Consider the following 26,495-nt stretch of genomic DNA (forward strand, 5'->3'; position numbering starts at 1 on the left):
GCCATGAAAAACGGCCTCCGCGGAGGCCGTTTTTTTACCCTTGCAGCAGGGCGATGCTGTGGCGGATTTCCCGTTCGATATCCGCCTCGCTCCAGCTGTCCAGCTGCGAAGAGAAGGGCTCGAAGGCATAGACGCCGGTGTAGCCCAGGCGTTCCAGGTTCTGTACCTGACGGCGGCTCTCCAGCCGATCGCCTGCGCTCAGCATAATGCGCTCTTCGTCGCTCAGCGCGCCTTTATCCCGCCCGTCTTCCACGCCGGACAAATGCACCAGGCCGATCTGCGTCACCTGGATTTGCGCATCGAAGTCGGCCTGCGTCACATCGCTCAGGTAGTGGTGGAAAGTATCGAGCACGATGCGGTACGGCGCGCCCGAATCGCGGATGAGCGCCTGGGTCAGCAGCGACGATCGCAGCGAACTGATGCTGAAGCCCAGCGGCTCGACGTACCCCTGCACGCCATAGCGCGCAAACAGCGGCGCCAGCAACCGCAACGCCGCGAGGGTGTCGTCGCGTTTTTGCTGCTCGCTGCGCTTGTCATCGGCGCTGCAGTGTGGGCACAGCACCAGCGCCCGGCTGTGGATGGCCTGCGCCTGCGCCAGCAACGCTTCGGCGCGCTGCAGCAGCGCCGCCGGGTCGTCTACCCGATTGAACATGCCGAGGGCGTTGATCGTGACAATCTCGATGCCGTATTGCGCGGCGAGCGCGTTGAGCTGCGCGTCGCTCAGATCGTCAGTTACCTTGCCGCTGGGCATGTCGTTGCGCAGCTCAATTTTGCTGAGCCCGCAGCGTTTCACCAGGCGGAAAAAACTGTCCAGATCGAGATTCGGCGCGATCTTGCGGTTAATGCAGAAGCGGTCCAGCGCAAGTGTCATGAGGCATTACTCCAGCGGTCAGAGTTGAGAGATCAGGATTTGCCGTTTTCCAGCGGCAGCGGCTTGCCGTCGGGCAGGGGGTGACGGTGGCGTTTGGCCAGCACCACCTGCTCCATTTTTTCCAGCGAGACGCCTTTGGTTTCCGGAATGTAGCGGCCGATGAACCAGTAGCTGAACAGGCAGCAGGCGGCGAAGATCCACATCGGGAAGGCGCCGTGGAAATGCGAGAACAGATACGGGTGGTCGTTGATCATCGGGAACGACTGCGATACCGCGAAGTTGGCGACCCACATGCAGCCGACGGCAATGCTCATCCCCTGCGCGCGCATGCGGTTCGGGAAGATTTCCGACACCAGCACCCAGGCGCCGACGCCCCAGGACAGCGCATAAAACACCATGAAGAACAGCATGCCGAACAGCGCGAAATAGCCGGTGGCCTGGGTGTAGAGCGCGTACGAGGTGAGCAGCAGGCCGGCGATGGCGCCCAGCGTGCCATAACGCATCAAGGGAATGCGACCCATACGATCCATCAGCATGGCGCCGATGACCGAACCGACCAGCTGCAGCACGCCGATCCAGATGGTCTGGAACAGCGCTTCCTGCGCGTTTTCGGTCACGGTTTTCAGCACCACCGGCGCGTAATACATCATTACGTTGACGCCGGTCACCTGCTGCAACATGGCGATCATGCAGCCGACGAACAGGATGAAACGTACCCGCACATCGCCGTAGTTCAGCTTCCGGTGCTGCTGCTGTTGATCCTGATGCAGCGAGTCTTTGATTTCTTTCAGCAGATTTTGCGCGTGGGCGGCGTTGGAGACCTTGGTCAACATCGCCAGCGCCTGATCGTCGCGCCCCATCATTACGTTCCAGCGCGGGGATTCAGGAATGACGAATACCAGGATGCAGAACAGAATGCAGGGGATCACGCCCGAGGCGAACATCCAGCGCCAGCCCATTTCCACCAGCCAGGCTTCGCTGGCGAGGCTGGCGATTTTGAAGTTGACGTAGAAAATCACGATCTGACCGAAGACGATGGCGAACTGCTGCATGCTGAGCGCGCGCCCGCGCATGTCTTTCGGCGACACTTCCGACATGTACATCGGCGACACGGTGGCGGCAATGCCGACCGCCAGCCCGCCGATGATGCGGTAGATGACGAACCAGGTGAAGGTCGGGGCCAAGGCCGCGCCGACGGCGGACACGGTGAACAGCAGCGCCGCCAGCATCAGCGCCTTTTTACGGCCCCAGCGCGCCGCCAGCGGCCCGGCGGCGAAGGCGCCGACCACGCAGCCGATCACTACGTTGGAGACCGCCCAACCGGTTTCGGCCGGGCTGAGACTGAAATAGGTTTTCAATGCTTCGATCGCGCCGGAGATCACGGCGGTATCGTAGCCGAACAGAATGCCGCCCAGGGCGGCGATGCCGCAAATTCGCAATATGTAGCCGGTATTGTGCTTACGCTGATATGACATGTGTTGCTCCGATTTTTATCCTGGCTTCCGTCCGCACGGTTGGGGTGTCGGGAAGAGGGCGAGCGGAAGGGTGTGAACCGTGCCTGTCATCAAGGCGATGTCGTCGATAAATGCTGGAACAAACAAGAACATTTATTTCATAATTAGTGAATAATGGAATATTGATTTTTAGATCCAGTTCAAAAAAAACCGTCGCGAGCGATTCGGGCACCTTGGGCGAACGGGGGCTGGCGGTAACAACGACAGGGCAGGCACAGCGTGGGTTTTCTGTAGCAAAGTCAGTGTGCATTACCCCGGGTTTCTTCTCCGCCGTTGCGCTTTCCCTGGCACGGTAATGAAAGCGCCAACCGGATCGACACCGCAAAATTGCGACCTCACGCACTAAAAATAAATTTTCCAAAACAATTTATTTGAAACTTTTTTTTCAATGAAATAGAGTTTGCTGTATCCGGTCAGGATTTAGCCGGCTTGCCGACGGGGTTTGGCGAGCGGGACGATTAACGCCGCGCCGCCGGCGAATGGCCAGGCGACAGCGGACTTGAAAAGAGGGCGTGACATGAAAACCGTGGGTAACTTTATTGGCGGGCAGGTGTGCCTGAGCAGCAGTAATCAAACCGTTGACGTGCACAACCCGGCCAGCGGGCAGGTTGAGCGGCACGTCACGCAGAGCACCGCCGCCGAAGTCAAACAGGCCATCGACGTGGCCCATCAGGCATTTGCCGACTGGTCGTGCACCACGCCGCTGCGCCGCGCGCGCATCATGTTCAATTTCAAGGCGCTGTTGGAACAGCACCGCGACGAGCTGGCCGAGCTTATCGTCAGCGAGCACGGCAAAGTGTACTCGGATGCGCTGGGCGAACTGACGCGCGGCATGGAAGTGGTCGAATTCGCCTGCGGCATCCCGCATCTGCTCAAGGGCGAGTATTCGCCGGACGTCGGCAGCGGCGTCGACAGCTTCTCGCTGATGCAGCCGCTGGGCGTGGTGGCGGGCATTACCCCGTTCAACTTCCCGGCGATGGTGCCGATGTGGATGTTCCCTATCGCGCTGGCCTGCGGCAACACCTTCATCCTCAAGCCGCCGGCGCTGGTGCCTTCCGCCTCGGTGCGCCTGGCGGAGCTGCTGAAAGAAGCCGGCCTGCCGGACGGCGTGTTCAACGTGGTGCACTGCGCCAATGAAGACGCGGCGCAGCTGTGCACCGATCCGCGCATTCAGGCGGTGAGTTTCGTTGGCTCATCCACCGTGGCGGAACATATCTACACCACCGCCAGCGCGCACGGCAAGCGGGTGCAGGCCTTCGGCGCGGCGAAGAATCAGGCGATCGTCATGCCGGACGCCGATCTGGACGCCACGGTCAACGCGCTGATGGGCGGCGCGTTCGGCTCTGCCGGTGAGCGCTGCATGGCGTTGCCGATCGCCGTGGTGGTCGGTGACGATACCGCCGACAAACTGATCGCCAAATTGAAGCCGCTGATCGCGCAGCTGCGCGTCGGGCCGGGCTTGCCGCAGGGCGGCGAAGAGAATGAAATGGGGCCGCTGGTGTCGTCCGCCCACCAGAAGAAGGTGCTGGGCTATATCGATCTGGGCGTGGAAGAAGGCGCCACCCTGGTGGCCGACGGCCGCAATTATCAGGTGCCGGGCTATCCTGAAGGCTACTACGTCGGCGGCACGCTGTTCGACCATGTGAAACCGAATATGCGCATCTACCGCGAAGAGATCTTCGGGCCGGTGCTGGGCATCGTGCGGGTGCCGGACTACCGTACCGCCATCGACACGGTGAACGGCCATGAGTTCGGCAACGGCAGCGCCATCTTTACCGGCAGCGGCCACTACGCGCGCCAGTTCGTACAAGAAGTGCAGGCCGGGATGGTCGGCGTCAACGTGCCGGTACCGGTGCCGATGGCGTTCCACAGCTTCGGCGGCTGGAAGCGCTCGGTGTTCGGTGCGCTGAACGTGCACGGCACCGACGGGGTGCGCTTCTACACGCGCATGAAGACCGCCACCGCGCGCTGGCCGGCCGGGCAGCAGACGGTGTCCGAATTCAGCATGCCGACGCTGGGTTAAGCGCTGTCATATTCAGGCCAGGCCGTTGCTCCTTCGGGCAGCGGCCTTTGCACGAATCATTAACAGGAGAATCGAGATGTCTTCACTGCTTGCCAAATGTCAGACGCCGAACGCCGAAGGGCGCATCCAGCATGTGACGCCGGAAAATGCCGGTTGGCGCTATGTCGGCTTTGACGTTTATCGCCTGGGCGCCGGGCAGTCGCTGCAGCTTGAGTGCGGCGATAAGGAGCTGTGCCTGGTGCTGGTGGCCGGTATCGCCTCCGTCGCCACGCTGCGCGCCGAGTACCCGCATATCGGCAAGCGCATGAGCCCGTTCGAGCGCACGCCGCCTTACGCGGTGTATGTGCCGCATCACGATCGCATCGACGTGCGGGCAGAGACCGATCTGGAGCTGGCGGTGTGCAGCGCGCCCGGCAGCGGCCACCTGCCTTCACGGCTGATCACGCCGGCGGATATCGGCGTGGAGCGGCGCGGCAAGGGGCGCAACCAGCGGTTGGTGCACAACATTCTGCCGGACAGCGAGCCGGCCGACAGTCTGCTGGTGGTGGAGGTTTACACCGACGAGGGCAACACCAGTTCCTACCCGAGCCACAAGCACGATCAAGAAGACTCGCCGGACGAAACCTATCTGGAAGAGACGTACTATCACCGCATTCAGCCGGAGCAAGGGTTCTGCATGCAGCGCGTCTATACCGACGACCGCACGCTCGACGAGTGCATGCCGGTCTACAATCGCGATGTGGTGAAAGTGCCGCGCGGTTATCACCCGGTGGCGACCCTGGCGGGCTACGACAACTATTATCTCAACGTGATGGCCGGGCCGGTGCGGCAGTGGAAATTCACCTGGGAAAAAGACCACGCCTGGGTTAACGGCGACGCCTATCCCGCCGCGCAATAAGCGCTTGAGGCCCGGCTTGCCGGGCTTTCTCTATATTAGGGTATAAATTTGCCCTAAATTTGCCCTCCCTCTTGCTCAAATGATAACCTGTCCGCATGCGATTGCTCCCCGACTGAGTGAATCCAAAGAACCGCTGTGATACAGCGTGATTGCCTATGCGCAGGAGGAAAAACCATGACGACTACCATGTCCCAAAAAGCGGCGCGCGAAGGATTAGGTTCGCCCGATCTGTTTGAAGGCGGGGTTTACGTCACAAAAAATGGTGTTGCTGAGCTGTTTGTGCAAACGGCGGCTGAGAGAGAGGCCGAAATTCGGGAACGCAATCTGGAGCGCCAGTCCAACGCGTTGCTGAAACTGACTATGATGGCGAAGCAAGAGATTAAAAATCATCGCGGTCTGTCGCCCGAAGAAACGTTGCAGCGGCTGCGCGACGCGCGGAAATAGGCCCGAGGTGCAGGATGCCCCAGGAAATACGTTTTACCGTCGCGCCGGCGGCGGAATGGAGCCTGAAAGACATCGAGTCTTACAAGAGTGGAACGATAGGGGCCGCCGCCGCCGGGGTGTTCGTGGATAATCTGTTGTTATCGTCTCTTGCGGCAATCGCGGACGATCCTGCCCGCTATCGCTTCAACGCCGTGCTGGCGGGCATGGGGGTACGGTTGCACGAGCGATTGGATCCCGACAGCGAATATCGCGTCATTTATGACTACGACGGCCAGACGGTGGAGATTCTGCTTTTCATCAGCATGAAGCAAGATCTGGAAAGCGCGCTCTACCGTTATTTGTTGCTGCAATAATCCCGCCGCGCCCGAGCCTGCCGGGCGCGTTCACCCCAGCCTTACTCGTCCCGGGCGTTATTCAGCGCCAGCGAGACCGCCAGCGTCTGCGCCAGGCACATCGAGGCCACCTGCGAACGGAATCCGTCCACCTGCGCTTCGCGCACCACGAAACAGACGTCGCTGAAGGCGGCCAGCGGGCTGACCTGGCTGTCGGTGATGGCGATCTGTTGCGCGCCGCGCTTGGCGCCCAATTCCACCAGTTCCACCGCCTCGCGGGCGTACGGCGAATAGCTGATGGCGATCACCACGTCCTTCGGTTTCACCATGCTCAGCTGTTCGGTGAACATGCCGCCCAGGCCGTCGATCAGAAACGCGCGGCGCTCCAGATGGCGCAGCGCGTAGGTGAGGTAAGAGGCGACGCTGAACGAGCGGCGCAGGCCAATCACGTAGATGTTTTCGGCGTTGTTGAGCAACTCGACGGCGCGTTCCAGCTGCTCGGGGGCGATCTGCATCGCCAGCTGCTGCAGCGCCTGCGCGTTGACCATGGTGAACACGTTGAGGATTTCCGCCGGTTTCTCCGGCGCGACGTTGTCGTCGGTGGAGGTTTGGCGGAACAGGCGTGCGCGCTCGGTATAGTTCGCCGTCTCTTCCATCAGATGCTGACGGAACACCTGCTTCATTTCGTTGAAGCCGCTGAAGCCGAAGGCGTTGGCGAAACGGATCAGCGTGGAGGGCGGCACGCTGGCCTGTGCGGCGATGGAGGCAACGGTATCGAAAGCGATGCTGTTACTGTTATCCAAAATGTAGCGCGCCACCTGCTTCAAACGCTTGCTCAGCGTTTCATAACGGTGGCGGATCTCGTCCTGTAACAGCGAAAGTTGAGTTGGGTTGTTCATCCATTCGGCTCGCAGTGGGGTGAAGGCGCATTGGCCTGACGCCTGAAATATTGACAGGGTATTTTAACAGACGGAGCGGAAATTTCATTTCCTCAAAAAGCGATTTATTCGATCGCACATTGCGCGACTTCACAGAAAAGGGGCAAAAAAATCCCCTTAAAGCGGCGAAATGGCCTTAAGGGGTCGTGAACTCGCGCTCGCTGTCAGTGCGCGCCGCCCGCCTGCGGACGGTACTGGCGCCAGAAACCGATCAGCGTCAGGTATTTTTGTTTCACCTGCTCGATCAGGGCGGCGTCGTCGATTTCATCCTGCAGCCAGCGGCGCGAAGGCTGGCCGAAGATGGTGCGGCCGACGGCGAAACCTTTCACCCAGCGCGCATCCGCAGCGGCGGCAAAGCCCGCCTTCAGCACCGCTTCCGGGGAGTCGAGCCCCAGGATCAGCACGCCGCGGCAGAAGGGATCGTAGGTGTCGATCAGCGCGCCGACCCGCCGCCAGTTTTCCGCGCTCAGCGGCGGCAGTTTCCACCAGTCCGGCTGAATGCCCAACCGGTAGAAGTGTTCAATCATCTCCAGATAATGGCGTTCGTCCTTGTCGGGGTTGTTGTCCGGCAGGATCACCTCCAGCAGCAGCTCGTGGCCGGATTTGCAGCAGCCGCGGTAGACGTCGGCGATCAGTTCATCCTGCTCGCGGCGCAGTTCCGCCGCGTCGTGCGGGTGATAAAATACCAGGCACTTCACCACGTGCTCCTGCGGCCAGTCGATCAATTGTGAGCCGATATTGCCGTGCTCCAGGCGCAGCGGGCGCGAGCTGGGCAGCTCCACCGGCCGGCCGATCCACCATCCCTGGCCGGTGATCTCGTTCAACGCCGCCTGCCCGTAGGTGGTGTCGGCCAGAATGCCGCTGTTGCCGTTGAGGCCGGCCTGCGCGGCAGCCTGTTGCGCCGCCGTTAACAGCAGGGTTTTCAGGCGCGGAATGCGTTCCTCGCCGACGCCGGCTTCGCGCGCCATGTCCGCCAGCTGCTTGCGGTGATCGAAAGCAAACACGCACAGCTCTGGCCATTGCTGCTTGCGGGTGGTCACCCGGTGCAGGTGGTTCAGACGTGCGTCGCGGTCCGGGCGCGTGACCTGCCGTTCGCGCAGCAGGTAGTCGTCCAGCTCCCGTTTGGTCGGCATGGCCGGCGCGCAGCCGTGGCGCGACACCACCAATGCGCCGCAGGCGTTGGCGTAGCGGCAGGCCTGATCCCAGCCCTCATCGTTCAGGTAGCCGCGCAGCAGGCCGGACATAAAGGCGTCGCCGGCCCCCAACACGTTCAGCACCTCAACCCGCACGCCGGCGTGCAGCTTCACCTGCGCCCAGTCGTCGGCGATTTCGCCTTCGAACACCGAGCAACCCTGCGCGCCACGCTTGCACACCAGCGTGGCCGCCGTGGCCCGCCGCACGTTTTTTAGCGCCGTCAGCGTGTCGGTGCTGCCGCCGGCGATGTGAAACTCCTCTTCGGTGCCGACGATCAGATCGAAATGGTGCAGCACCTCCTGTAGCTCGCGCGTGACCTGGTCCGATTCCACAAAGCGGGTTTCGCCGTCGCCCAGCGACGTCAGCCCCCACAGCACCGGGCGGTAATCGATGTCCAGGGCGGTGCGCAGGCCGTGGCGGCGCGCGTATTCCAGCGCCTTCAGCACCGCGGCGCGGGTGTTCGGGTGCGACAGGTGTGTGCCGGTGATGGCCAGCGCGCGCGAGGAAGCGATGTAGGCCTCGTCGATGTCGTCCGGCGTCAGCGCCATGTCCGCGCAGTTTTCGCGGTAGAAGATCAGCGGGAAGGTTTCCTGATCCTTGATGCCGAGGATCACCAGGCCGGTTAATCGTTGCTTGTCGGTGATGAGGCAGCGGGTATCGGCCCCGACGCGCTGCAGCTCTTCACGCAGAAAGCGGCCCATGTGCTCGTCGCCGACGCGCGCCAGCATGCCGGATTTTAACCCCTGAATGGCGGTGCCGTAGGCCACGTTGCCGGAGGAGCCGCCGAGGTACTTGGCGAATGTGCCGGCGTCTTCCAGCCGCGCGCCGATCTGCTGAGCATAGAAATCGACGGCGATGCGCCCGAGACAAATGACATCAAGCTGTTTTTCTTGTGTAGCCATACCCGTTTCCTTCTGTTTAAGCAAAACTCCGGCGGCGGCCCGAGCGTGGCGCCCTGCAGGAAGCATGGGAACAGTATGGGGAATGAAAATTTCAATTTCAATATGAAATGAAATTTACACCCCAATAATGTGATGCATTTAAAACATCGGTAAGGGGATGGAAAAGGCGGTGAAACGGCCACGGAAGGGCGGCCAGGCGCGCGCTGAAAAGGAGTGCGAGGACAGGATAAAAGGCTGTCATCCTGAGTGCTGACGGTGGTCACCCGCCATTGCGTGGCGCGAAGTCAGCGAAGGCTGAAGCACGAGATGAAACGGGCTTTTCATGCAATATGCGATCTTTATCGCAAAATGAAATGTTTCTTCTGTAATGTGATTTTATGAAAAATATATTTGTTTATAATCGCTTCACGTTTCAGGTTGTCGACTTCGTGAGCAGCGGGCATCGCCTGCTCAAGATAATAGCTGCCGCCGCGTAACACAAACACGGGATTGTCGGCTCGGCGCGAGCCCTTTCCGGGGCGGCCCTCAATCTAAAGGGTGAGTAAATGGGCAAGATCAGGCTAACCATGGCGCAGGCGCTCGTCAGATTTCTCGATAACCAGTATCTGCTGGCCGACGGCGTGGAAACCAAATTCGTCGCGGGCATTTTCGCGATTTTCGGCCACGGCAACGTGCTGGGGCTGGGGCAAGCGCTGGAACAGGATAGCGGCGAGCTGCGGGTACATCAGGGCCGCAACGAGCAGGGCATGGCCCACGCGGCGATCGGCTTTGCCAAACAGAAGCTGCGCCGGCAGATCTACGCCTGCACCTCATCGGTCGGCCCCGGCGCCGCCAACATGATCACCGCCGCGGCCACCGCCACCGCCAACCGCATTCCTTTATTGCTGCTGCCGGGTGACGTTTACGCCTCCCGCCAGCCGGATCCGGTGCTGCAGCAAATCGAGCAGCCTTACGATCTCAGCATCAGCACCAACGACGCGTTCCGCGCGGTGAGCAAATACTGGGATCGCATTGTGCGACCGGAGCAGCTGATGAGCGCCTGCATCAACGCGATGCGCGTGCTGACCGATCCGGCGGATACCGGCGCGGTGACGCTGTGCCTGCCGCAGGACGTGCAGGGTGAAGCCTACGACTATCCCGACTATTTCTTCCAAAAACGCGTGCATCGGCTCGATCGCCGCCCGGCGACCGACGGCATGTTGGCGGACGCGCTGGCACTGCTGACCGCCAAGCGCAAACCGCTGCTGGTGTGCGGCGGCGGCGTGAAATACTCGCAGGCCGGGCGGGCGCTGCGCGAATTTGCCGAGCGCTTCGGCATTCCGTTTGCCGAAACCCAGGCCGGCAAAGGCACGGTGCCGAGCGACCATGAATTCAACCTCGGTGGCATCGGCGAAACCGGCTGCCTGGCGGCCAACACGTTGGCCCGGCAGGCCGATCTGGTGATCGGCGTCGGTACCCGTTACACCGATTTCACCACCTCGTCCAAATGGCTGTTCCAACACCCGGACGTCAGCTTCCTCAATATCAATGTCAGCGCCTTTGACGCCGGCAAGCTCGACGGCGTGCAGGTGCTGGCGGATGCCCGCGAGGCCCTGAACGCATTGGGCGCGCTGCTGGTGCAGGCTGACTACCGCGCCGGCTGGGGCGACGCCATCGCCGCGGCGCGCGGTGCCCAGCGTGAAGAGACCGCGCGTGTTTATGCGGTGGAATACGGCGGCGCGGGTTTTGTACCGGAGATCGACGATCACCTCGATCGCGAGCGGGTGTTCGCCGAATTTATCGCCCAGACCGATTCCGCGCTGACCCAGAGCCGCGTGCTGGGGGTGCTGAACCGCGAGCTGCCGGCGGACAGCGTGATCGTCGCCGCCGCCGGCAGCCTGCCGGGCGATCTGCAGCGGGTGTGGCACAACCGCGGCGAGCACGGCTACCACGTGGAATACGGCTACTCCTGCATGGGGTACGAGGTGAACGCCGCGCTGGGGGTCAAGCTGGCCGAGCCGCAGCGCGAGGTGTACGCAATGGTGGGCGACGGCGCGTTCATGATGCTGCATTCCGAACTGGTCACCTCGATTCAGGAAGGCTGCAAGATCAACGTGGTGCTGTTCGACAACATGACCAACGGCTGCATCAACAACCTGCAGATGGAACACGGCATGGACAGCTACACCACCGAATTCCGCTTCCGCAATCCAGAGGGCGGCAAGCTCGACGGCAAGCTGGTGCCGGTCGATTTTGCCATGCTGGCGGCGGCTTACGGCTGTAAAACCTATCGCGCCACCACCGAGCAGCAGCTGCTCGACGCGCTGGCCGACGCCCGCAGGCAAACCGTGTCCACGCTGCTGGACATCAAGGTGTTGCCGAAGACCATGGTGCACAAGTATCTCAGCTGGTGGCGCGTGGGCGGCGCTCAGGTGGCCGACAGCGAGAAAATCGTCGAAGTGGCGCGCAAGCTGCAGGAAAACATCGATAAGGCGCGCGATTACTGATTCGTTTTCATACATAAATCTCGAGGGTAGCGAAAATGACATTGAACATTGGGGTTATCGGCACCGGCGCCATCGGCCGCGATCATATCCGTCGCTGCAGCAAAGTGTTGCAGGGTGCCCGCGTGGTGGCGGTAAACGACATCAACCGCGACAACGCTGCCAAGGTGGTGAGCGATCTGCAGCTGGATGCGCGGGTGTATGACAACGGCCACGATCTGATCAAGGCCGCCGACGTGCAGGCGGTGCTGGTCACTTCCTGGGGGCCGAGCCACGAAGAGTTCGTGTTGGCGGCCATCGCCGCCGGCAAACCGGTGTTCTGCGAGAAACCGCTGGCGGTGACCGCGCAGGGCTGCAAAAACATCGTCGATGCCGAAGCGAAACACGGCAAGCGGCTGGTGCAGGTCGGCTTTATGCGCCCTTATGACCAGGGCTATCGCGCGTTGAAACAGGTGCTGACCAGCGGCCAGATCGGCGAACCGCTGATGCTGCACTGCGCGCACCGCAACCCGACGGTCGGCGAGGCCTACACCACCGATATGGCGATCACCGATACCCTGATCCACGAAATCGACGTGCTGCGCTGGCTGCTCGATGATGACTACGTGTCGGTGCAGGTGGTGTTCCCGCGTAAGAGCCCGAAGGCGTTCCCGCACCTGAAAGATCCGCAGATTGTGCTGTTTGAAACCGCCAAGGGTACGCGCATCGACGTCGAAATCTTCGTCAACTGCCAGTACGGCTACGACATTCAGTGCGAAGTGGTGGGGGAAACCGGCATCGCCAAACTGCCGGAGCCGTCCTCGGTACAGATGCGCAGCGGCGCCCGCCTGTCGACCGAAATCCTGACCGACTGGAAAGATCGCTTTATCGACGCCTATGACGTCGAGCTGCAGGGTTTCATCAACGATGTGGCCGCGGGCAAGCTGACCGGGCCTTCCGCCTGGGACGGCTACGCCGCCGCGGTGACCGCCGACGCCTGCGTGGCGGCCCAGCTCAGCGGCGAGATTGTGCCGGTGACCTTGCCGGCGCGCCCGGTGTTCTACAACAAATAATCGGCTTGTCCCCCATACCTACGATTGCAGAGGAGTGACCATGAAGATCGCTTTTGATGTCGACGTTATACGGGATTTGGGCGTGACCAAAATGGTGCAGCAGGTGGCAGACTGGGGCTACAAATACATCGAGCAGTCGCCGCACCCGCAGATCAACCCGTTTTACAAGCATCCGAAGGCCAGCCGCGAAATCATGGCGGAGTATAAAAACGCCCTGAAAGCGGCCGGCGTGGAGATCTCCTCATTTATCGTGGTGTATCGCTGGTCCGGGCCGGGGGAAGATCGCCGCCAGGCGGCGGTCAAAAACTGGCGGCGGATGATCGAAATCGCGGTGGAAATGGGCGTGCAGGTGATTAACACCGAACTGGCGGGTAACCCCAACGAACCGGAGATCTGCGAGGAGCTGTGGTATCGCTCGATGGAGGAGCTGCTGCCGATCGTCGAGCGCGAGGGTATCCGTATGGAGATCCAGTCGCACCCGTGGGACTTCTGCGAGCTGGGCAACGAAACCGCCGATCTGGTGAAGTCGCTGCGCAGCGACCACGTCAAATACCTCTACAGCGTGCCGCATACCTTCTACTACGACAAGGGGCAGGGTGACGTGGCCGGCATGCTGCAGTACGCCGGGGACGATCTTTCCCACGTGCTGATCGCCGACACCATGAATCACACCAAGCATTGCCGTTATATCGTCAACCCGCCGGGCGTTGACGCCGCGGTACATCAGCACGTCGGCATCGGCGAAGGCGAGGTGAATTTCGACGCCCTGTTCCAGACGCTGCGCGACATGGAATTTGCCAACCGCAGCTTCAAGGTCGGCGGCGAATCGATCATCTGCACCTCACTGTTCGGCTACCCGGAAAAGATGCCGAGCCAGGCGGTAGCGACCAGAGAGCGCATCGAAAGAGAGCTGTTGGGCAAATAATCTTATTCGGCTCGCCGGCGGCGTTTGCACCGGCGGCCCTCCAAGGACCGAGGCAGACCATGAATAAAGACAACGTGAAATTGGCCATTGCGCCAATCGGTTGGACCAACGACGACATGCCCGATCTGGGCAAGGAAAACACCTTCCAGCAGTGCGTCAGCGAAATGGCGTTGGCCGGCTTCACCGGCAGCGAAGTGGGCAGCAAATACCCGCGCGATCCGGCGGTGCTGAAACCGATGCTGGATATTCGCGGCATCCAGATCTGCAACGCCTGGTTCAGCACCTTTTTCGCCGACGGCCAGAAAGACAAAACCATCGATGAATTTATCAACCACATGAATTTCCTGCATGCCATGGGCGCCAGGGTGATCGGCTGCTCCGAGCAGAGCAAGAGCATTCAGGGCACCACCAAAGGCGTGTTCGAAGAGAAGCCGTACTTCAGCGATGAAGAGTGGCAGCGCGTGGCTGACGGTTACAACGAGCTGGCGAAGATCGCCGCCGGCAAAGACATGCAGGTGTGTCTGCACCACCACATGGGCACCGGCATTCAGACCACGGCCGAAATCGATCGCTACATGAGCATGGTCAACGACGACGTCTACCTGCTGTTCGATACCGGCCACGCCTACTATTCGGAAGGCAGCCAGCAGGCGATGATGGCGATCCTGGAGAAGTATCTGCCGCGCATCAACCACGTCCATCTGAAGGACGTGCGCGATGAGGTGGTGGCGGAAGTGAAAGCCAACAAGCTGAGCTTCCTCGACGGCGTGAAGAAGGGCACCTTCACCGTGCCGGGTGATGGCGTGATCGACTTCAGGCCGGTGTTCAAGCTACTGGACGAGCGCGGTTACAAAGGGTGGATGGTGGTGGAGGCCGAGCAGGATCCGGCGCTGGCCAATCCGTTCGAGTATGCGGTAAAAGCGCGCCGTTATATTCGGGAAACCGCCGGCATTTAAGCGGCGAGGGTTAATCATGATTAAGGGGCGCCAGCGCCCCTTTTTTGGTGGCGGCGTGTTAGCCGCCGAGCGTTTGCCAGGTTGCGACCTGGCTGCCGGGCCACGGCGTGGCGGCATGTACGCCACGGGCGATCGCCCGGGCCAGGGTGTCCGCCGCCAGCGCGCCGATCTGCAGCACCGCCAGTTCGCGGCTGCCCTGAACCTCACGTTGCCCGGTGGACAGGGCGAACACCACGTCGCCGTCAAACGGGCTGTGCAGCGGGCGGATGGCGCGCGCCATGCCGTCTTGCGCCATGATGGCCACCCGTTTCAACTCCACCCGCGTCAGCGCCAGGTCGGTGGCGATGCAGGCCAGGGTGGTGTTCTTTCTGCCGCCCTGCGGCTCTTGTTCCATCCAATCTTCGCCCTGCGCGCGCAGTTGCGCCAGCGCCGCTGCGCCGCCGTTGCCGAATTCACCGTCAATTTCATAGGGGGTCGCCCAGAAGGCGCGGGTGCCGGGCGCGACCACCGCACCCAAACTGTTGACCGCTACCAGTGCGCCGACGGTAGCGCCATTGGCGGCAATGATAGATGCCGAGCCGAGGCCGCCTTTCAGCTTACCCATGCCGGTCATGGCGCCATAGCCGGCGCCGACGGTGCCCAGCGGAAAGTCCAGCCCGGCCTTGCCGACCGCATCGATGCCCAGTTGGCGATACGGCGGCGTGAGCTGCCAGTTTTTGTCGCCACCGTTGGCCAGATCGTACAGGCAGGCGGTGGGCACGATAGGGGAGACAGGCACGCCGGGGGCCGGGCGCAGCGCGTAGCCTCGGCCCTGTTGCCCCAGCCAGGCCGCGACGCCATCCGCCGCCGCCAGGCCGTAAACCGAGCCGCCGCTGAACGTCAGCGCATCGACGGTCTGTACCAGATTGTCTTCACCCAGCGCGTCGGTTTCCCGGGTGGCTGGGCCGCCGCCGCGTACGTCTACGGCGGCGATCGCCGGGCTGTCCGGCAGGATAACCGTTGTGCCGGTACGCACCCGGCTGTCTTGCGCCGCGCCGACCTTCAGGCCCGGCACATCGGTAATCAGGTTGCGGGCGCCTGGGCGCCCGGCGGCGGAAGTTGGCATAGCGGCACCTAACGGGGTGAGAGGAGAGAATATGCCGACGGCGGCGGTCAGGCCGGCCAGCGCTTGTAAAAAGGTTCGGCGGTTGATGCACAGGGGCCGGCGCAGCGGCCCCTGCGGATGGGGACGATTACGCATCGCCGTGCGGCTGCCCGGAGCGCAAACGCGCCATATGGTAGGCGTCGACCAATACGCCGTCGCGCATGGCATAGGCGCGGCTGGTGCCCTCTATCTCGAAACCGAATTTGCGGTACAGCGCCATGGCCGCCGGGTTGTCGGTGAACACCGTCAGCTCGATGCGCTCGATGGCCGCCCAGTTGTCGCACAGGTCTATCATTGCCTGCATCAGGCGGCTACCGACGCCTTTGCCGTGGTAGCGCGGATCGACGCCGATGCCGAAGGTGGCCACGTGGCGGCGGCGCACGCGCTGGTTCAGCATGACGGCCAGCTGGCCGGCAAGCTGCCCGTCGATGAAGGCCGCCAGGTTATGCGTGCCTGGTTCGGGATTGGCGAGGCGCTTCTGCCAGGACTCGACGGACGGTAGCGGGAGCTGCAGCGTATCGCGATAGACGGGCGTCTGAGAATAAAGATGATGCAGGGCTTGCGCATCCGTAGTTTCCACGTGGCGTATCACGATCTCGCTCATCTCGCTGCTCCTGTTGTTTACCGGTTGAATAACCTCTGAATTTATCCGTTTACTGCCTTGAGTCAATATTATTTGAACGGGTCAAAAAAAACGCTTTACAGGTGCGAATGATAATGATTATTATTGCGATGCGTTCCGGGGAGGGCATCAACCCTTGATACTCTCGCTGCGAAGGCACGACATTGCTCACATTGCTTCCAGTGTTTACTTAGCCAGCTCGGGTGCTGGCTTTTTTTTTTGCCCTTTTTCAACCGCTTCCGCCTTCAACAAATCCGTTGCCCATCTGCCGCTTCATTCCATCGAAATTTTTGAACAGAGGCATGAGTTTTTTACGCTTTCTTATTCTGCCCGCAGGACTAGACTGTAAAAAAACATTGAGGAGAGTTGAATATGATTTATGTACGTAAAGCGGAAGACCGCGGCCACGCCAATCATGGCTGGCTGGATAGCTGGCACACCTTCTCTTTTGCCGACTACTACGATCCGAACTTTATGGGGTTCTCGGCGCTGCGTGTGATCAACGAAGACGTGATCGACGCGGGGCAGGGTTTCGGTACCCACCCGCATAAAGATATGGAAATCCTGACCTATGTGCTGAGCGGCACGGTGGAACACCAGGACAGCATGGGCAACAAGGAGCAGATCCAGGCCGGCGAATTCCAGATCATGAGCGCAGGCACCGGGGTGCGTCACTCCGAGTACAACGCCAATCAGGATCGTCCGTTGCACCTGTACCAGATTTGGATCATTCCGGATCAGGTCGGGCTGGAGCCGCGCTACGAGCAGCGCATGTTCGACGCGCCGCAGGGCCGTCAGCTGGTGCTGTCGCCGGATGCGCGCGACGGTTCGCTGAAGGTGTTCCAGGATATGACGCTGTCGCGTTGGGCGCTGAATAAAGGCGAACAGGGTGAGTATCCGATCGCCGCTGGCCGCCGCATTTGGATCCAGGTGGTGCGCGGCAAGGTCTCGGTCAACGGCCAGGCCGCTGGCATCAGCGACGCGTTTGCGGTGTGGGATGAATCGGCGCTGACGATTCAGGCCGACGAAGAGAGCGAAATCCTGCTGTTCGATCTGCCGCCGGTGTGATTAAGCGGTAAATATCAAGAACGCACGGCCGCTGATGCGGCGAGTGGCGCAATATGACCAGCCCAGCGCTTCAGGCTTCGCCTGGAGCGCTGGTTTGTTTTTCGCATTATGGCTCGGCTATTCCCTTCTGCTTTTCTTGCGCCCCCATCGCGCCAGGTTTCAAAAAAAATGTTTGCTTCCTTTTGACCGAAAAATTTGATTCCTATTTATCTGTGTGATTTTTATACTCCTGGCGCGAGGGTGAATACGATTAAAGTTATCGTGCTTTACATTGTTGATGATAATATTTACAGTCAGATCATTTATTGAACAATTAAATAAAGGTCTTTGAATTATTATAGGAGCTAATATTTTCCTGGTAACGTGTTAATTGCAAACATAATGCAATCGCCGATGTTTTCATAACGTTAATTTCAGGTGAAATGTATGTGAGCTGATGGATTAATAGCGTTTGATGATTGAAATATGTAAAGAAAACCGGCCATAAATCGATTCCAGGGCGGTTCCGGTTTGTTGATTGGAGGATGGTCGTTAATTAAGTTACGTGCTAAACATAGTATTAATTTCATTCGTCAATTTATTTTCGCTTTCAACTGCTTCGCCTTGGTGATGTACGCTCTCAGGTGTATGGGCTTTCTATGGCATGAATGGCGTTTGCAGAAAACAGTTTCATACCTGGAGATAGAGGAAAAATGATGAAAATTAAAAATGAACGTAACGGCACTTATGATGATTTCTTAAATGCGATACTCACTTTCGAAAGCACTATCGATCCGCAAAAAGCGCAATACTATGCCGAAAATTATGATAATCCAACCGCGACTTCTTATCAGGATGTGGAGTATCCCGGCCGGGTTATTCGGGCCCAGGATGGAACGACAACCAAAAGCAATGTCTCGATAAGAGAGTATTTCGAGCGTTTGGGCATTGGTAAATATTATACTCAAGGTTCAACGGACCCGCAGATGTTCAAGCAAATGCAGTACGCGACGATGAATTATCTCGGCTTTATCGGTTATCAGCTCAGCGAACAGGATTTTTGGGATCTGGGATATTACACGCACTATGATGAAAATCATCTTCCTAAATATTATTCCGACGTGCCGGTGTCAAATTGGGCCAACGGCGTGCGGGATAAGATCATGAATCTGCCTGGCAAAGGCGAAGTGCATGTCACGGATGTAAATACCTGGCAAGGCACCTTTACCGGCAAACACGGCATTAATAGTTTTGACGATGTTCTCGATCCCGATAAACAGGACTATGTCGCTAAAGATCATTTTGTCGATAAGTACGAGGGCATGGTGCGTTTGCTGGCGGAGAGAGGCAAAACCCTGAATGATTATTTGGGCACCACTATTCGTTGGTCTGAATGCCATCCCGTGTTGACGCCGCCGCCTGGCGTGCCGGATGCGGTGGAAATCACTATGTCGGGGTTACTCGGCGGCGCCCATCTGCGTGGTGCGGAGGGCATTACTGCCCTGTTGGTCGATCATGAAAACCGGGCGGATGAAAACGGCACGGCGATTTTGCAGTATGTCTATGAATTCGCAGGATATGACACCCCGTTTAATCCCTAATGCTCTTCAGTAGTCGCCACGGCATGACATGATTCCCCCGCGCTTGCGCACGGGGGAATCGACGCGGGCTAGGGTTACCGCTCTTGCGTTTGCTGCTGCAGTAACAGCCGATCTATCTCTCGTTTTGCTTCCCGAAATTGCTGCTGATATTCCGCGCTGGCTTGCAATCGGGCAAAGGCACCGGCCGCCAACACGCGGCCGGCTTCGACATCGCTGGCCCAGTGGACGCCGCAAATCAGCCGGCTGCGGCCAAACTCATAACCTTTGTGCATGAGTTCCGTCGCGCGTTGTGGCTCCATCGCCGTCAGCGTCATCGCCCATACGAAACCGGTTACGGCATGCCCGGAGGGATAGGAGCCGCCATCGTTGCTGAGCGCGTTGTGTTCTTTAGGAGTACAGCTGTCCACCCGTAGCGCGGAGTAGGGGCGAATGCGGGCGTAGGCCTTTTTCGCGCCGTTGGAAGCATAGCCGGCGTCCGTGAGCAGCCGGCTGAGCAAAAGATGGGTATGCGGCGTGTGCTTGCGCGAAATCTCCGTGCCCAACGCGTCGGAGAAAGCCCGACCGATGGCATCGAAGGACAGATTGGCATCCTCCACCGCCACCCGGCCCCGGGGCGTATCGCGCAGTTTGCGAAGCTGGTAAAAGATTTCCACGTCGGCTTTCCAGGCCGCGCTGCCTTCAACCGGTGGGGGCGGTAGGATTGCCGCGCCGTCCGGATAGTCCGCAGGCGTAAGATAACCGTTGATCCAGCCTTTGATATAGGGAGAAAAGCCTACGTTCGGATAGCCGATATCCGCATAGTCCACCCGCCAACGTTCGCGGGTATCGCTGTTGGGCGCGATGGACTCGGCATGCGCCAGCGCGTTTTGCAGGCAAATCAGGGCGAGCCCGGTAACGGCTCTTCTTATGTTCAGAACTAATGTAGCCATCATTATTCCCTTCCTGACATAATGTTGTTTCAGTAATGGCGCCGGTTTGATCACTGCGGAACAAACAGACCGATCCAGCCGAAAATATTGAGCAGAATGCCGGTGATAATTACCGCCACCACCGGCGCGGCGATTTTCAGTACCGGGCGGCCGAGCGCTTCGTTGAGGAAGTAGAGCGCCGCTGCCATGCTGAACCCCGTGTACCCGGCCATTTTGATGGCCGCGAAAATCGAGCCGATCAACAAGGCGAACTCCATCAACATGTTCATTGCGTTGCGGATATTGTCGGATGCATTGCGCACCGAAGGATATCGGCCCAGCCATTTGCCGATATAGCGGAGCAGCAGGATTTCCAGCGTGATGACGATCGCTCCCGCCGGCGCGGCAAGCCAGGGTGAGGGTGAAAGGTAACCGACGACAAAGACGAACGTGAAGCCGGCCACCGCATATACCCCGGTTGCCAATGCGGTAGTGGCGATCAGTGGAATGAATCCAAGCCCGCGCATGAATTCGGCCAGCGCTGCCTGGTGTAGGAGGGCGTCTGACTCTGCGGGCGAGATGCCGGGCGCGTAGGCTTTCGCCAGCGTATAGATCGAGACCTCAGAGCCGCCGAAGATCTTTATGCTGGCGACGGCGGAAATCAGCGCGCCGGTTATGGCGATAAGCGGCAGGTTGTTGATGATACGCTGTGTGCGCTCCTCAAACATCGACGGGGTCGAAGTCTCTTCACCCGTTGGGGAGGCCCGCCGATCTTTCAGATCGCGGAAAATCGCGATGCCCAACAGCAAAACCATACCGACGAAGATTTCGATCGATTCCGGGAACAGATGCGGGAAATAACGCACGACGATCAGGCGCGACAGCAGCACCAGCAGGGCGGCGACCACGCTTTGTTTCCAGCCAAACTGGTAGAAAATGGCGACCAGGGGAAAGAGCGCGAAGGCTGACACGACCGGATTGCTCAGTTCCCCCAGCGCGCCAATGATGTCTACCGGCAGCGAGGTCAGGAGTTGGTTGATGGGCTGCAGGCTGGTGAAGACCAGAATGCCCCAGATTGCACCGAGAATGAATGCCAGCCACACGTTGACGGCCAGCACGCCGATGATGTCGGTAGGCAGAAACAGCAGCCAGCTGTTCAGCAGGCCGGTGGACAGCGTAAATGAAATGCCGACGGAGGCCACGAACCCTATGCTGAGGCCAAAAGCGATGCTGCCCGCTTCCCGGCGGTTCATATGGCCTTCCACCAGCTGCGGAAGAATAGGGCGAATACCGTCATGAAAGACTGCCGCCGAACGGTGAGATAACAGCGCCGTCATGCCCGTCAGCAGGGATACCAGAATGACGGAGAGGATATGGTCCATCTTCGCCTCCTTATGACAGTTGCCGAACCAACAGCGGGATCGCATGCTCGACATGCTCGACGGAAAGGCCAAAAGCGACTTTTCCTTCCGCTACCCACTTCGTGATTTGCTCTTCTTTCGCGCGAATGCCCGGCTTGGCGATCGTGCAGCATTTGTTGAAGCCGATGATGGCAATCGCGATAGACAACGCCGCGCCGGCGCCGGTATTGCAGGCGCCGATGAAATAATCCAGCTCGCCGTTTTTGACTCGGGCGGCGGCCTCCATGTCGTTTAAGATGCTGACTTCAAAAGCGCCTGGGGCGGCGGTCTCGATGGCCTGTTTGATCTGCTCCCGCTGTAAACCTGCAATTCCGATTTTTTTCATGGCTATCACCTTATTATTTGAAGAACCGATTTGGGTTGTGTTGCAGCATTGAGGTCACGGCCTGCTGACCGATCCCCGCCTCCAGCAACAGCGGAACGAAGCTGTCAAGCAGGTAGCTGAATCCGGGTCCGCCGTTGCCGCGCAGATGCGAACGGCGCGTGATATCCATCGACAGCATCACTCGATCGAGCAGGCCGCGTTGCGACAGCGCGGTCAGCATCGCCACGCGTTTTTCATCCGGGTAGTAGCTGTTTTTGCCGATGGTGTCGAACTGTACCCACGCGCCCTGATCGATCAGGTGCAGGACAGTTTCCAGGTTGTCTTTCAGGTCGCAGTGGCCAATCACCACCCGATCGGCCGGCACACCGTAAGATTGCAGCAGAGCGAGCTGCTCCGGCCCCATGGTGCTGAAACTGGTATGCGTGGAGATTGGCCGGCCCGTAGCGTGGTAAGCCAGGGCGGCGGCGTGGAACATTTTTGCTTCGTCGGGCGTGATGCGGCCCTCGCTGCTGCCGATTTCGGCAATCACGCCGGCGCGCAGGCCGCTGCCGTCGACGCCGCATTCAATTTCGGCAATCATTTCGGCGGCCAGCGTTTGCGCATCTCGGGTGGCGACGTGTTCGGGATAGAAATCCTGCTGGTAATAGCCGGTGGACAGCAGCACGTTGATGCCCGTATCGCGCATCAGCCGCGCGATGAAGTGGACATCCCTCCCCATATAGCGATTGGTGACTTCGACGATGTTGCGGACGCCCCGCGCCATTAACGCCTTCATTTCATCGCGCAGCAGAGCATAGTCGTCGAGGCGACAGTCATCGTTATGCTTGAACGGTGAAAGATCGATATGCAGATGTTCATGTGCATAGGTGTAGCCGCTGGCGTTGAGCCATTCAATCCGATCAGTCATGTGAGTTCCCCTGCAGTAATGAGAAAAAAGAGGCGCCGTTCTGCGGTGCGGGAGCGCCGAAGGCTTCGCAAACGGAAGCGCCCACGTCGGACAGGGTGGCGCGATCACCCAGCCGGATGCCGGTGACGCCCGGGCGCCAGACCAGCAGAGGCACGCACTCGCGCGTGTGCTGCGAATGTCCGATAGTCGGATCGTTACCATGATCGGCCATGACCACCAACACGTCGTCCTTATCCAGCAGCGACATGAGATGCGTCAGATACCCGTCCACCAGTTGCAGGCGCTCCGCATAACGCGCCACATCCTGCGCATGCCCGGCCAAATCGGTTTCCTGTATATTGCTGCAGATGAAGCGGGGGCCTGGCCGTTGAGCTTCGCTCAGGGTAAGCGCCATGATGTGCGCGGAGTCGACAATCCCGCCGAAGTTGTCGCCGCCGGGGTTGGCGACGATATCTGCCACTTTCCCTATCAGGGATGTGGGGATCCCTTGACGTTTTAGGCAGGCGGGGACCTGTACGGTCTCATCGACGCCGTATCCCAAATGAACGACCCGGAAGCCTTGTCGGTAGACGCCCGAGAGCGGGGCATTGATGCCGGCGTACATGTTTTGCCGGCTTTGCGCTGCTGCGGCGATGGCTTCGTTGCTGGTGCTTTTTCCGCCGAAGACGATGACGCGGCTCACGCGCGCGCATCGCCGAACGATCGCGCCGATTTTTCTGACCGTGTCGTAATCGATCAGGTTCAGGTTGGCGGTCACGTTGTAGACCAGGCCTGGGTCGGTTTCAAGGTTATCGCCGACAGCCACGGCGTCGTTAACCCACAGGTATGCGGTATTCGCCGTCACCGGGAGCCGCTGTATCCGGTAGCCCGCCTTTCGCAAGGCGTCGGCTGTTTCATCCATGATTTCGCCAAACGGCACTCTGAGGGGCTGCTTGGGTTGAGTTCCCATAATTTCCTGGTGTCCCATGAAAGAGTCGGCGCCTTCATGTTGCAGCGCCGCTTTGCCGACGTTTGCCTGCGGATTGGGTTCCATCACGTTGGCCCGGTATCCCAGTGAGTTGATTAAGCCCAATCTTTCCATTGCGGGCAGACGGAGATCGGGACATTGCTGCAGAATATGGCCGCAGGTATCGGCGCCTATGTCGTTCGGCCTGACTTGCGGCACATCCTCCATGGCACCGACGCCAAAGCTGTCGAGCACCAGGACTACAAATTTGTTCATGCTGTGTTCCCCCATGACATTGGCGGCTAAGACGTCGGTGCCGTTTGGCTATTGCCGTGAGACGATAGGATTGCCCAAGCTGTCGTAGAGCCCGGCTATTGTTGGCTGGCCCGTGCTGATGCCCTGGATAAGCGCTACGTCGCTGCGGGTGACGAAGATCTGTGTGCGAAAGCACATGATGACCGGGCTGCCAACCGCGAAATTGCCCTCTAGCCCCAGGTAGTAATCGATATTGTCCGATTTGAACGGCAGCGTCCGCGTCTCGTGAAGGGCATCCCCTGCGAAAACCAGCGCATTCCGCAGGCGGCCGCGACGATAATAGCCGCCGCCGAAGCACAGGCTGTTCGGTCCTGCGTTATGAGACACTTCCGACAGATAAAGCATGGCGATGCGTTCCGGCTGCTCGCCACATTCGTTGGCAGGAATGGTGCCGGTAAACGCATGGCCGGGTTCAATATGCGTCGCGCCACCGCGGGCAAGCGCAGGGATGGTGTCGCAGCTATTGGCCGACGGGGCGTTAATCTGTTCGATAGGAAAGCCCGCCGCGCGCAGCGTTTCCGCCGCGTTGACCAGCGTTTTAAAGTTCGGCGTGGTGAGGTTTTCACCGTTCGAGGGCGACGCCAGGACACAGGGAAAATGCGTGACGCCGGCGATTTCCACGCCGCCAAGCGCGGTGATGCGGGTGGCGACGTCAAGCAGTTCGTTAGGCTGAAAACCGCCTTCCTGGCCGGGGTAGACGATGTCGCCGGTCTGGCATACCTTCAGCAGCAGGCGTTGCCGTATGCCGAGACGCCGGGCGCATTCGGCGATCCTGTGCGCTTTGTCAAATGAGAAGACCGTGATGACTTCCGGCCGGCATCGCAGCGCGCTTTCGATTTCCCCGTCCGGGATTTGCACCAGATGCCCCAGATGGCGAAGCGGCACGCCGCTATTGGCGAGGCATCGCGCTTCGCGGAAGTCCACCGCTACCGCTCCGCTGAATCCCAAGGCGATAATTTGTTGGGTCAGCCAGGGATTGCGCCCGAACTGCTTGCTCATCACATACGGCGTCACACGATATTTTTCCGCCGTTTGCAGAATGCGGCGCGCGTTCTCTTCCACCATATCCACATCGATCACCCAGGTATCCGGCGTGAGCTTGTGCTGTCGCAGCAGCCCGAGCGAAGTGTCAATCAGCGGCTGATTTTGTTTGCGTAGCGCATCTAAAAACATAGGGTTGGCGACTCCTTAATACAGCGGTTTTTGAAACATCGAACCGATCGTTGTCTAAATATTCATTTTTTTGAATATTTGGTGTGAAAAAATCAAAGCTGTTGTTGGGCGCGTAGGCCAAACAGGTTGGCCAGTAGATAGCCTTCTTCATTGGGATGCAGCCGTACGCTGAACTTTGCCAGTAGCGCATCATTTAGCCGCCGCAGGTAAGTCAGTTCGCCCGATGCGGCGATCTCCTGCAGAAAGTCTTCGCCCAGCGGTTCGATGATTTCGCCACGCCGTGAACGCATCAGCGCGTTAGCCATGTGCACGATGGCCATCCACCCCTGTTCCTCGGGTAACGGGCGCCCCCAGTGCGTTTCCAGATCGTCAATGACTTGCAACATGCCGATGAAAATGTCTTCATCTATCACTCCGGTCTGGCAAAGCAGCTTCATCTTCTCTTCCACAACGTCTCCTTCAATAGCTGGGCTCAATCTCTTCTGACACCACGGCACGCTGGTGCTGGCGAACCCGGTGCGTATCGACAAAAGTATCCAGCAGTTTCCCGGTGCTCCGGTCATCGCTGCGGATTAAAATGGTGGCCTCCGTCGCCAGCACGACGCGTTGATCTCCTTCCAGAGGCGTGGCTTCCAGCCCGTATCGAGCCAACACCTGGCGGTTCTCGACGTTCCAGACGACGGCATCGATGGTGCCGTTTTCGAGCCGGCTCAGGCAATCGTGGTAAGGGACTTCCACCCGCGCGACCCTCGCCGGGTCATAGACCATATCCGTCAGCAGCTTTTGGTCCATAGAACGGCAGTCCACGCCGACTCTACCCACTGCGCAGCGATCTCCGCGGCGGCGAATGATCTGATGCGACACCCAAGAATGTTCCCCAAGCGTCGCCGCGATCTTCACCCCGTTTTCCGGCCTGCTTGCATATTCTTCAGCGGCCAGGCGCGAGACGACCGCCAGGTCATAAATGCCATTGCGCAAACATTCCACGCGAATATCCGCTCCCCGCATATGTGCGAAGTAGAACGGCACGTCGGAAAACTCGCGCTTCAATCCGCTGGCGAGCCCTTCGTACTCGCGGGTATAGGGCAGCGGCATGGCGCAAACAACGCGGGAAATGTTGGCGTAATCCAGCAGCGACCTATAGTCCACATGGGTTAAGAAGCTGCCGTTGCGCCCGCTGCGTTGTACGGTTATGCAGCCTGCGCTTTCCAGCGTCTTGAGCGCCGCCTGCATCAAACCGATGGATAGGGTGTTGTCGCGGGCCAGTTCGCCAATCGTTTTTAATCGATCCCCCGATTGGCATCCCAGCAAGTACATCGCCAGACAGCTCAGCGATAACCCTTCTTTTTTTATAAATTGACTGCGGCTCATTTAAATATTCATTTAAGTGAAGATTTATGCCAGAGATACACTAAAAGCGTAGAGAGATCCAAAAATTACGGCGAATGTGTGATGAAGTGCACGTACCGGTGATCTGTTTCCGCTTGGCGCGGGGAATGGAATCTGTGAGTTCTGTCGACCGTCGCATAACCGACAATATCGGCCCGCCGTTTT

General features: G+C 59.5%; 24 protein-coding genes. 10 read left to right on the forward strand and 14 right to left on the reverse strand.

Annotated elements, in window-relative coordinates; translation table 11 throughout:
- Positions 1–34: 34 nt before the first annotated feature.
- Both GF111_RS14065 and GF111_RS14070 read right to left on the reverse strand, forming a co-directional pair.
- Positions 35–871: a TIM barrel protein gene (locus tag GF111_RS14065; protein ID WP_038871456.1), complete on the reverse strand. Its 837-nt coding sequence runs from the start codon at positions 869–871 to the stop codon at positions 35–37.
- 32 nt (positions 872–903) lie between these two features.
- The gene (locus tag GF111_RS14070) at positions 904–2,346 is read right to left on the reverse strand and encodes a sugar porter family MFS transporter (protein WP_038883346.1); all 1,443 of its coding nucleotides are present in this window, start codon (positions 2,344–2,346) and stop codon (positions 904–906) included.
- A 556-nt stretch (positions 2,347–2,902) separates the two neighbouring features.
- On the opposite strand from GF111_RS14070, the gene GF111_RS14075 reads away from it, so the two are divergent.
- From GF111_RS14075 to GF111_RS14090, 4 genes are all read left to right on the forward strand, one after another.
- Positions 2,903–4,408, forward strand: a complete 1,506-nt coding sequence (locus tag GF111_RS14075) for a CoA-acylating methylmalonate-semialdehyde dehydrogenase (RefSeq protein WP_162419962.1) — start codon at positions 2,903–2,905, stop codon at positions 4,406–4,408.
- 76 nt (positions 4,409–4,484) lie between these two features.
- Positions 4,485–5,306, forward strand: a complete 822-nt coding sequence (gene iolB, locus GF111_RS14080) for a 5-deoxy-glucuronate isomerase (protein WP_147191340.1) — start codon at positions 4,485–4,487, stop codon at positions 5,304–5,306.
- A 174-nt stretch (positions 5,307–5,480) separates the two neighbouring features.
- Positions 5,481–5,750 (forward strand): hypothetical protein, encoded by a 270-nt coding sequence (locus GF111_RS14085; protein WP_038871448.1) that lies wholly within the window; start codon positions 5,481–5,483, stop codon positions 5,748–5,750.
- Between the two features lie 14 nt (positions 5,751–5,764).
- Complete coding sequence (locus tag GF111_RS14090; RefSeq protein WP_038871444.1) at positions 5,765–6,103, forward strand: type II toxin-antitoxin system RelE/ParE family toxin; 339 nt, start codon at positions 5,765–5,767, stop codon at positions 6,101–6,103.
- Positions 6,104–6,144: 41 nt separating this feature from the next.
- Here the strand turns inward: GF111_RS14090 and GF111_RS14095 are convergent, their stop codons facing one another.
- Positions 6,145–6,981: a MurR/RpiR family transcriptional regulator gene (locus GF111_RS14095; protein WP_038871441.1), complete on the reverse strand. Its 837-nt coding sequence runs from the start codon at positions 6,979–6,981 to the stop codon at positions 6,145–6,147.
- 203 nt (positions 6,982–7,184) lie between these two features.
- Positions 7,185–9,116 carry a 5-dehydro-2-deoxygluconokinase gene (gene iolC / locus GF111_RS14100; protein WP_094460935.1) on the reverse strand — a complete coding sequence of 644 codons (1,932 nt, stop codon included), beginning with the start codon at positions 9,114–9,116 and terminating at the stop codon, positions 7,185–7,187.
- 545 nt (positions 9,117–9,661) lie between these two features.
- Between iolC and iolD the strand changes: the two genes are divergently transcribed.
- Genes iolD through iolE form a run of 4 tightly spaced genes read left to right on the forward strand, consistent with a single transcriptional unit; the run spans position 9,662 to position 14,532 of the window.
- The gene (gene iolD, locus GF111_RS14105) at positions 9,662–11,602 is read left to right on the forward strand and encodes a 3D-(3,5/4)-trihydroxycyclohexane-1,2-dione acylhydrolase (decyclizing) (protein ID WP_147191341.1); all 1,941 of its coding nucleotides are present in this window, start codon (positions 9,662–9,664) and stop codon (positions 11,600–11,602) included.
- Positions 11,603–11,637: 35 nt separating this feature from the next.
- The gene (locus tag GF111_RS14110; protein ID WP_038871433.1) at positions 11,638–12,651 is read left to right on the forward strand and encodes a Gfo/Idh/MocA family protein; all 1,014 of its coding nucleotides are present in this window, start codon (positions 11,638–11,640) and stop codon (positions 12,649–12,651) included.
- 40 nt (positions 12,652–12,691) lie between these two features.
- Positions 12,692–13,576, forward strand: a complete 885-nt coding sequence (locus GF111_RS14115; protein ID WP_048232101.1) for a sugar phosphate isomerase/epimerase family protein — start codon at positions 12,692–12,694, stop codon at positions 13,574–13,576.
- Positions 13,577–13,635: 59 nt separating this feature from the next.
- Complete coding sequence (gene iolE, locus GF111_RS14120) at positions 13,636–14,532, forward strand: myo-inosose-2 dehydratase (RefSeq protein WP_047729663.1); 897 nt, start codon at positions 13,636–13,638, stop codon at positions 14,530–14,532.
- A 58-nt stretch (positions 14,533–14,590) separates the two neighbouring features.
- On the opposite strand, the gene GF111_RS14125 is transcribed toward iolE, so the two are convergent.
- Together GF111_RS14125 and GF111_RS14130 are read right to left on the reverse strand one after the other, a co-directional pair.
- A complete protein-coding gene (locus GF111_RS14125) occupies positions 14,591–15,772 on the reverse strand; it encodes a P1 family peptidase (protein ID WP_047729664.1) in 1,182 nt (393 codons plus the stop codon).
- Positions 15,765–16,280 carry a GNAT family N-acetyltransferase gene (locus tag GF111_RS14130; RefSeq protein WP_038871421.1) on the reverse strand — a complete coding sequence of 172 codons (516 nt, stop codon included), beginning with the start codon at positions 16,278–16,280 and terminating at the stop codon, positions 15,765–15,767. Before GF111_RS14130 ends, GF111_RS14125 begins: the two co-directional genes overlap by 8 nt.
- A 390-nt stretch (positions 16,281–16,670) precedes the next feature.
- On the opposite strand from GF111_RS14130, the gene GF111_RS14135 reads away from it, so the two are divergent.
- Together GF111_RS14135 and GF111_RS14140 are read left to right on the forward strand one after the other, a co-directional pair.
- Complete coding sequence (locus tag GF111_RS14135; protein ID WP_038873615.1) at positions 16,671–17,366, forward strand: pirin family protein; 696 nt, start codon at positions 16,671–16,673, stop codon at positions 17,364–17,366.
- Between the two features lie 692 nt (positions 17,367–18,058).
- Positions 18,059–18,946, forward strand: coding sequence for a hypothetical protein (locus tag GF111_RS14140; RefSeq protein ID WP_038873612.1), 888 nt, complete (start codon positions 18,059–18,061; stop codon positions 18,944–18,946).
- A gap of 74 nt (positions 18,947–19,020) precedes the next feature.
- Here GF111_RS14140 and GF111_RS14145 read toward each other — a convergent pair whose 3' ends face one another.
- The 8 genes from GF111_RS14145 to yhfZ form a co-directional block, all read right to left on the reverse strand.
- Positions 19,021–19,878 carry a phosphatase PAP2 family protein gene (locus GF111_RS14145; protein ID WP_224217727.1) on the reverse strand — a complete coding sequence of 286 codons (858 nt, stop codon included), beginning with the start codon at positions 19,876–19,878 and terminating at the stop codon, positions 19,021–19,023.
- Positions 19,879–19,925: 47 nt separating this feature from the next.
- Positions 19,926–21,236: a YhfT family protein gene (locus tag GF111_RS14150; protein ID WP_038873609.1), complete on the reverse strand. Its 1,311-nt coding sequence runs from the start codon at positions 21,234–21,236 to the stop codon at positions 19,926–19,928.
- Positions 21,237–21,246: 10 nt separating this feature from the next.
- Positions 21,247–21,600: a DUF2620 domain-containing protein gene (locus tag GF111_RS14155; protein ID WP_038873606.1), complete on the reverse strand. Its 354-nt coding sequence runs from the start codon at positions 21,598–21,600 to the stop codon at positions 21,247–21,249.
- 13 nt (positions 21,601–21,613) lie between these two features.
- The gene (locus GF111_RS14160) at positions 21,614–22,507 is read right to left on the reverse strand and encodes a phosphotriesterase-related protein (protein ID WP_038873604.1); all 894 of its coding nucleotides are present in this window, start codon (positions 22,505–22,507) and stop codon (positions 21,614–21,616) included.
- On the reverse strand, positions 22,500–23,729 hold the full coding sequence (locus GF111_RS14165; protein WP_038873601.1) for a phosphopentomutase: 1,230 nt from the start codon (positions 23,727–23,729) through the stop codon (positions 22,500–22,502). Before GF111_RS14165 ends, GF111_RS14160 begins: the two co-directional genes overlap by 8 nt.
- Before the next feature lie 48 nt (positions 23,730–23,777).
- Positions 23,778–24,941 (reverse strand): YhfX family PLP-dependent enzyme, encoded by a 1,164-nt coding sequence (locus GF111_RS14170; protein ID WP_038873600.1) that lies wholly within the window; start codon positions 24,939–24,941, stop codon positions 23,778–23,780.
- A 92-nt stretch (positions 24,942–25,033) separates the two neighbouring features.
- Positions 25,034–25,390 (reverse strand): hypothetical protein, encoded by a 357-nt coding sequence (locus tag GF111_RS14175; protein WP_038873597.1) that lies wholly within the window; start codon positions 25,388–25,390, stop codon positions 25,034–25,036.
- Positions 25,391–25,400: 10 nt separating this feature from the next.
- Positions 25,401–26,312 carry a GntR family transcriptional regulator YhfZ gene (gene yhfZ, locus GF111_RS14180; RefSeq protein WP_047729667.1) on the reverse strand — a complete coding sequence of 304 codons (912 nt, stop codon included), beginning with the start codon at positions 26,310–26,312 and terminating at the stop codon, positions 25,401–25,403.
- Between the last annotated feature and the right edge of the window lie 183 nt (positions 26,313–26,495).

Origin of the sequence: Serratia sp. HRI, assembly GCF_010119335.3 — a bacterium.
GTDB lineage: Bacteria > Pseudomonadota > Gammaproteobacteria > Enterobacterales > Enterobacteriaceae > Serratia > Serratia nevei.

Bases quoted from the DNA above. Each gene is read 5' to 3' on its own strand.
- GF111_RS14065 (WP_038871456.1), bottom strand. From the start codon at position 871: ATGACACTTGCGCTGGACCGCTTCTGCATTAACCGCAAGATCGCGCCG.
- GF111_RS14070 (WP_038883346.1), bottom strand. From the start codon at position 2,346: ATGTCATATCAGCGTAAGCACAATACCGGCTACATATTGCGAATTTGC.
- GF111_RS14075 (WP_162419962.1), top strand. From the start codon at position 2,903: ATGAAAACCGTGGGTAACTTTATTGGCGGGCAGGTGTGCCTGAGCAGC.
- iolB (WP_147191340.1), top strand. From the start codon at position 4,485: ATGTCTTCACTGCTTGCCAAATGTCAGACGCCGAACGCCGAAGGGCGC.
- GF111_RS14085 (WP_038871448.1), top strand. From the start codon at position 5,481: ATGACGACTACCATGTCCCAAAAAGCGGCGCGCGAAGGATTAGGTTCG.
- GF111_RS14090 (WP_038871444.1), top strand. From the start codon at position 5,765: ATGCCCCAGGAAATACGTTTTACCGTCGCGCCGGCGGCGGAATGGAGC.
- GF111_RS14095 (WP_038871441.1), bottom strand. From the start codon at position 6,981: ATGAACAACCCAACTCAACTTTCGCTGTTACAGGACGAGATCCGCCAC.
- iolC (WP_094460935.1), bottom strand. From the start codon at position 9,116: ATGGCTACACAAGAAAAACAGCTTGATGTCATTTGTCTCGGGCGCATC.
- iolD (WP_147191341.1), top strand. From the start codon at position 9,662: ATGGGCAAGATCAGGCTAACCATGGCGCAGGCGCTCGTCAGATTTCTC.
- GF111_RS14110 (WP_038871433.1), top strand. From the start codon at position 11,638: ATGACATTGAACATTGGGGTTATCGGCACCGGCGCCATCGGCCGCGAT.
- GF111_RS14115 (WP_048232101.1), top strand. From the start codon at position 12,692: ATGAAGATCGCTTTTGATGTCGACGTTATACGGGATTTGGGCGTGACC.
- iolE (WP_047729663.1), top strand. From the start codon at position 13,636: ATGAATAAAGACAACGTGAAATTGGCCATTGCGCCAATCGGTTGGACC.
- GF111_RS14125 (WP_047729664.1), bottom strand. From the start codon at position 15,772: ATGCGTAATCGTCCCCATCCGCAGGGGCCGCTGCGCCGGCCCCTGTGC.
- GF111_RS14130 (WP_038871421.1), bottom strand. From the start codon at position 16,280: ATGAGCGAGATCGTGATACGCCACGTGGAAACTACGGATGCGCAAGCC.
- GF111_RS14135 (WP_038873615.1), top strand. From the start codon at position 16,671: ATGATTTATGTACGTAAAGCGGAAGACCGCGGCCACGCCAATCATGGC.
- GF111_RS14140 (WP_038873612.1), top strand. From the start codon at position 18,059: ATGATGAAAATTAAAAATGAACGTAACGGCACTTATGATGATTTCTTA.
- GF111_RS14145 (WP_224217727.1), bottom strand. From the start codon at position 19,878: ATGATGGCTACATTAGTTCTGAACATAAGAAGAGCCGTTACCGGGCTC.
- GF111_RS14150 (WP_038873609.1), bottom strand. From the start codon at position 21,236: ATGGACCATATCCTCTCCGTCATTCTGGTATCCCTGCTGACGGGCATG.
- GF111_RS14155 (WP_038873606.1), bottom strand. From the start codon at position 21,600: ATGAAAAAAATCGGAATTGCAGGTTTACAGCGGGAGCAGATCAAACAG.
- GF111_RS14160 (WP_038873604.1), bottom strand. From the start codon at position 22,507: ATGACTGATCGGATTGAATGGCTCAACGCCAGCGGCTACACCTATGCA.
- GF111_RS14165 (WP_038873601.1), bottom strand. From the start codon at position 23,729: ATGAACAAATTTGTAGTCCTGGTGCTCGACAGCTTTGGCGTCGGTGCC.
- GF111_RS14170 (WP_038873600.1), bottom strand. From the start codon at position 24,941: ATGTTTTTAGATGCGCTACGCAAACAAAATCAGCCGCTGATTGACACT.
- yhfZ (WP_047729667.1), bottom strand. From the start codon at position 26,312: ATGAGCCGCAGTCAATTTATAAAAAAAGAAGGGTTATCGCTGAGCTGT.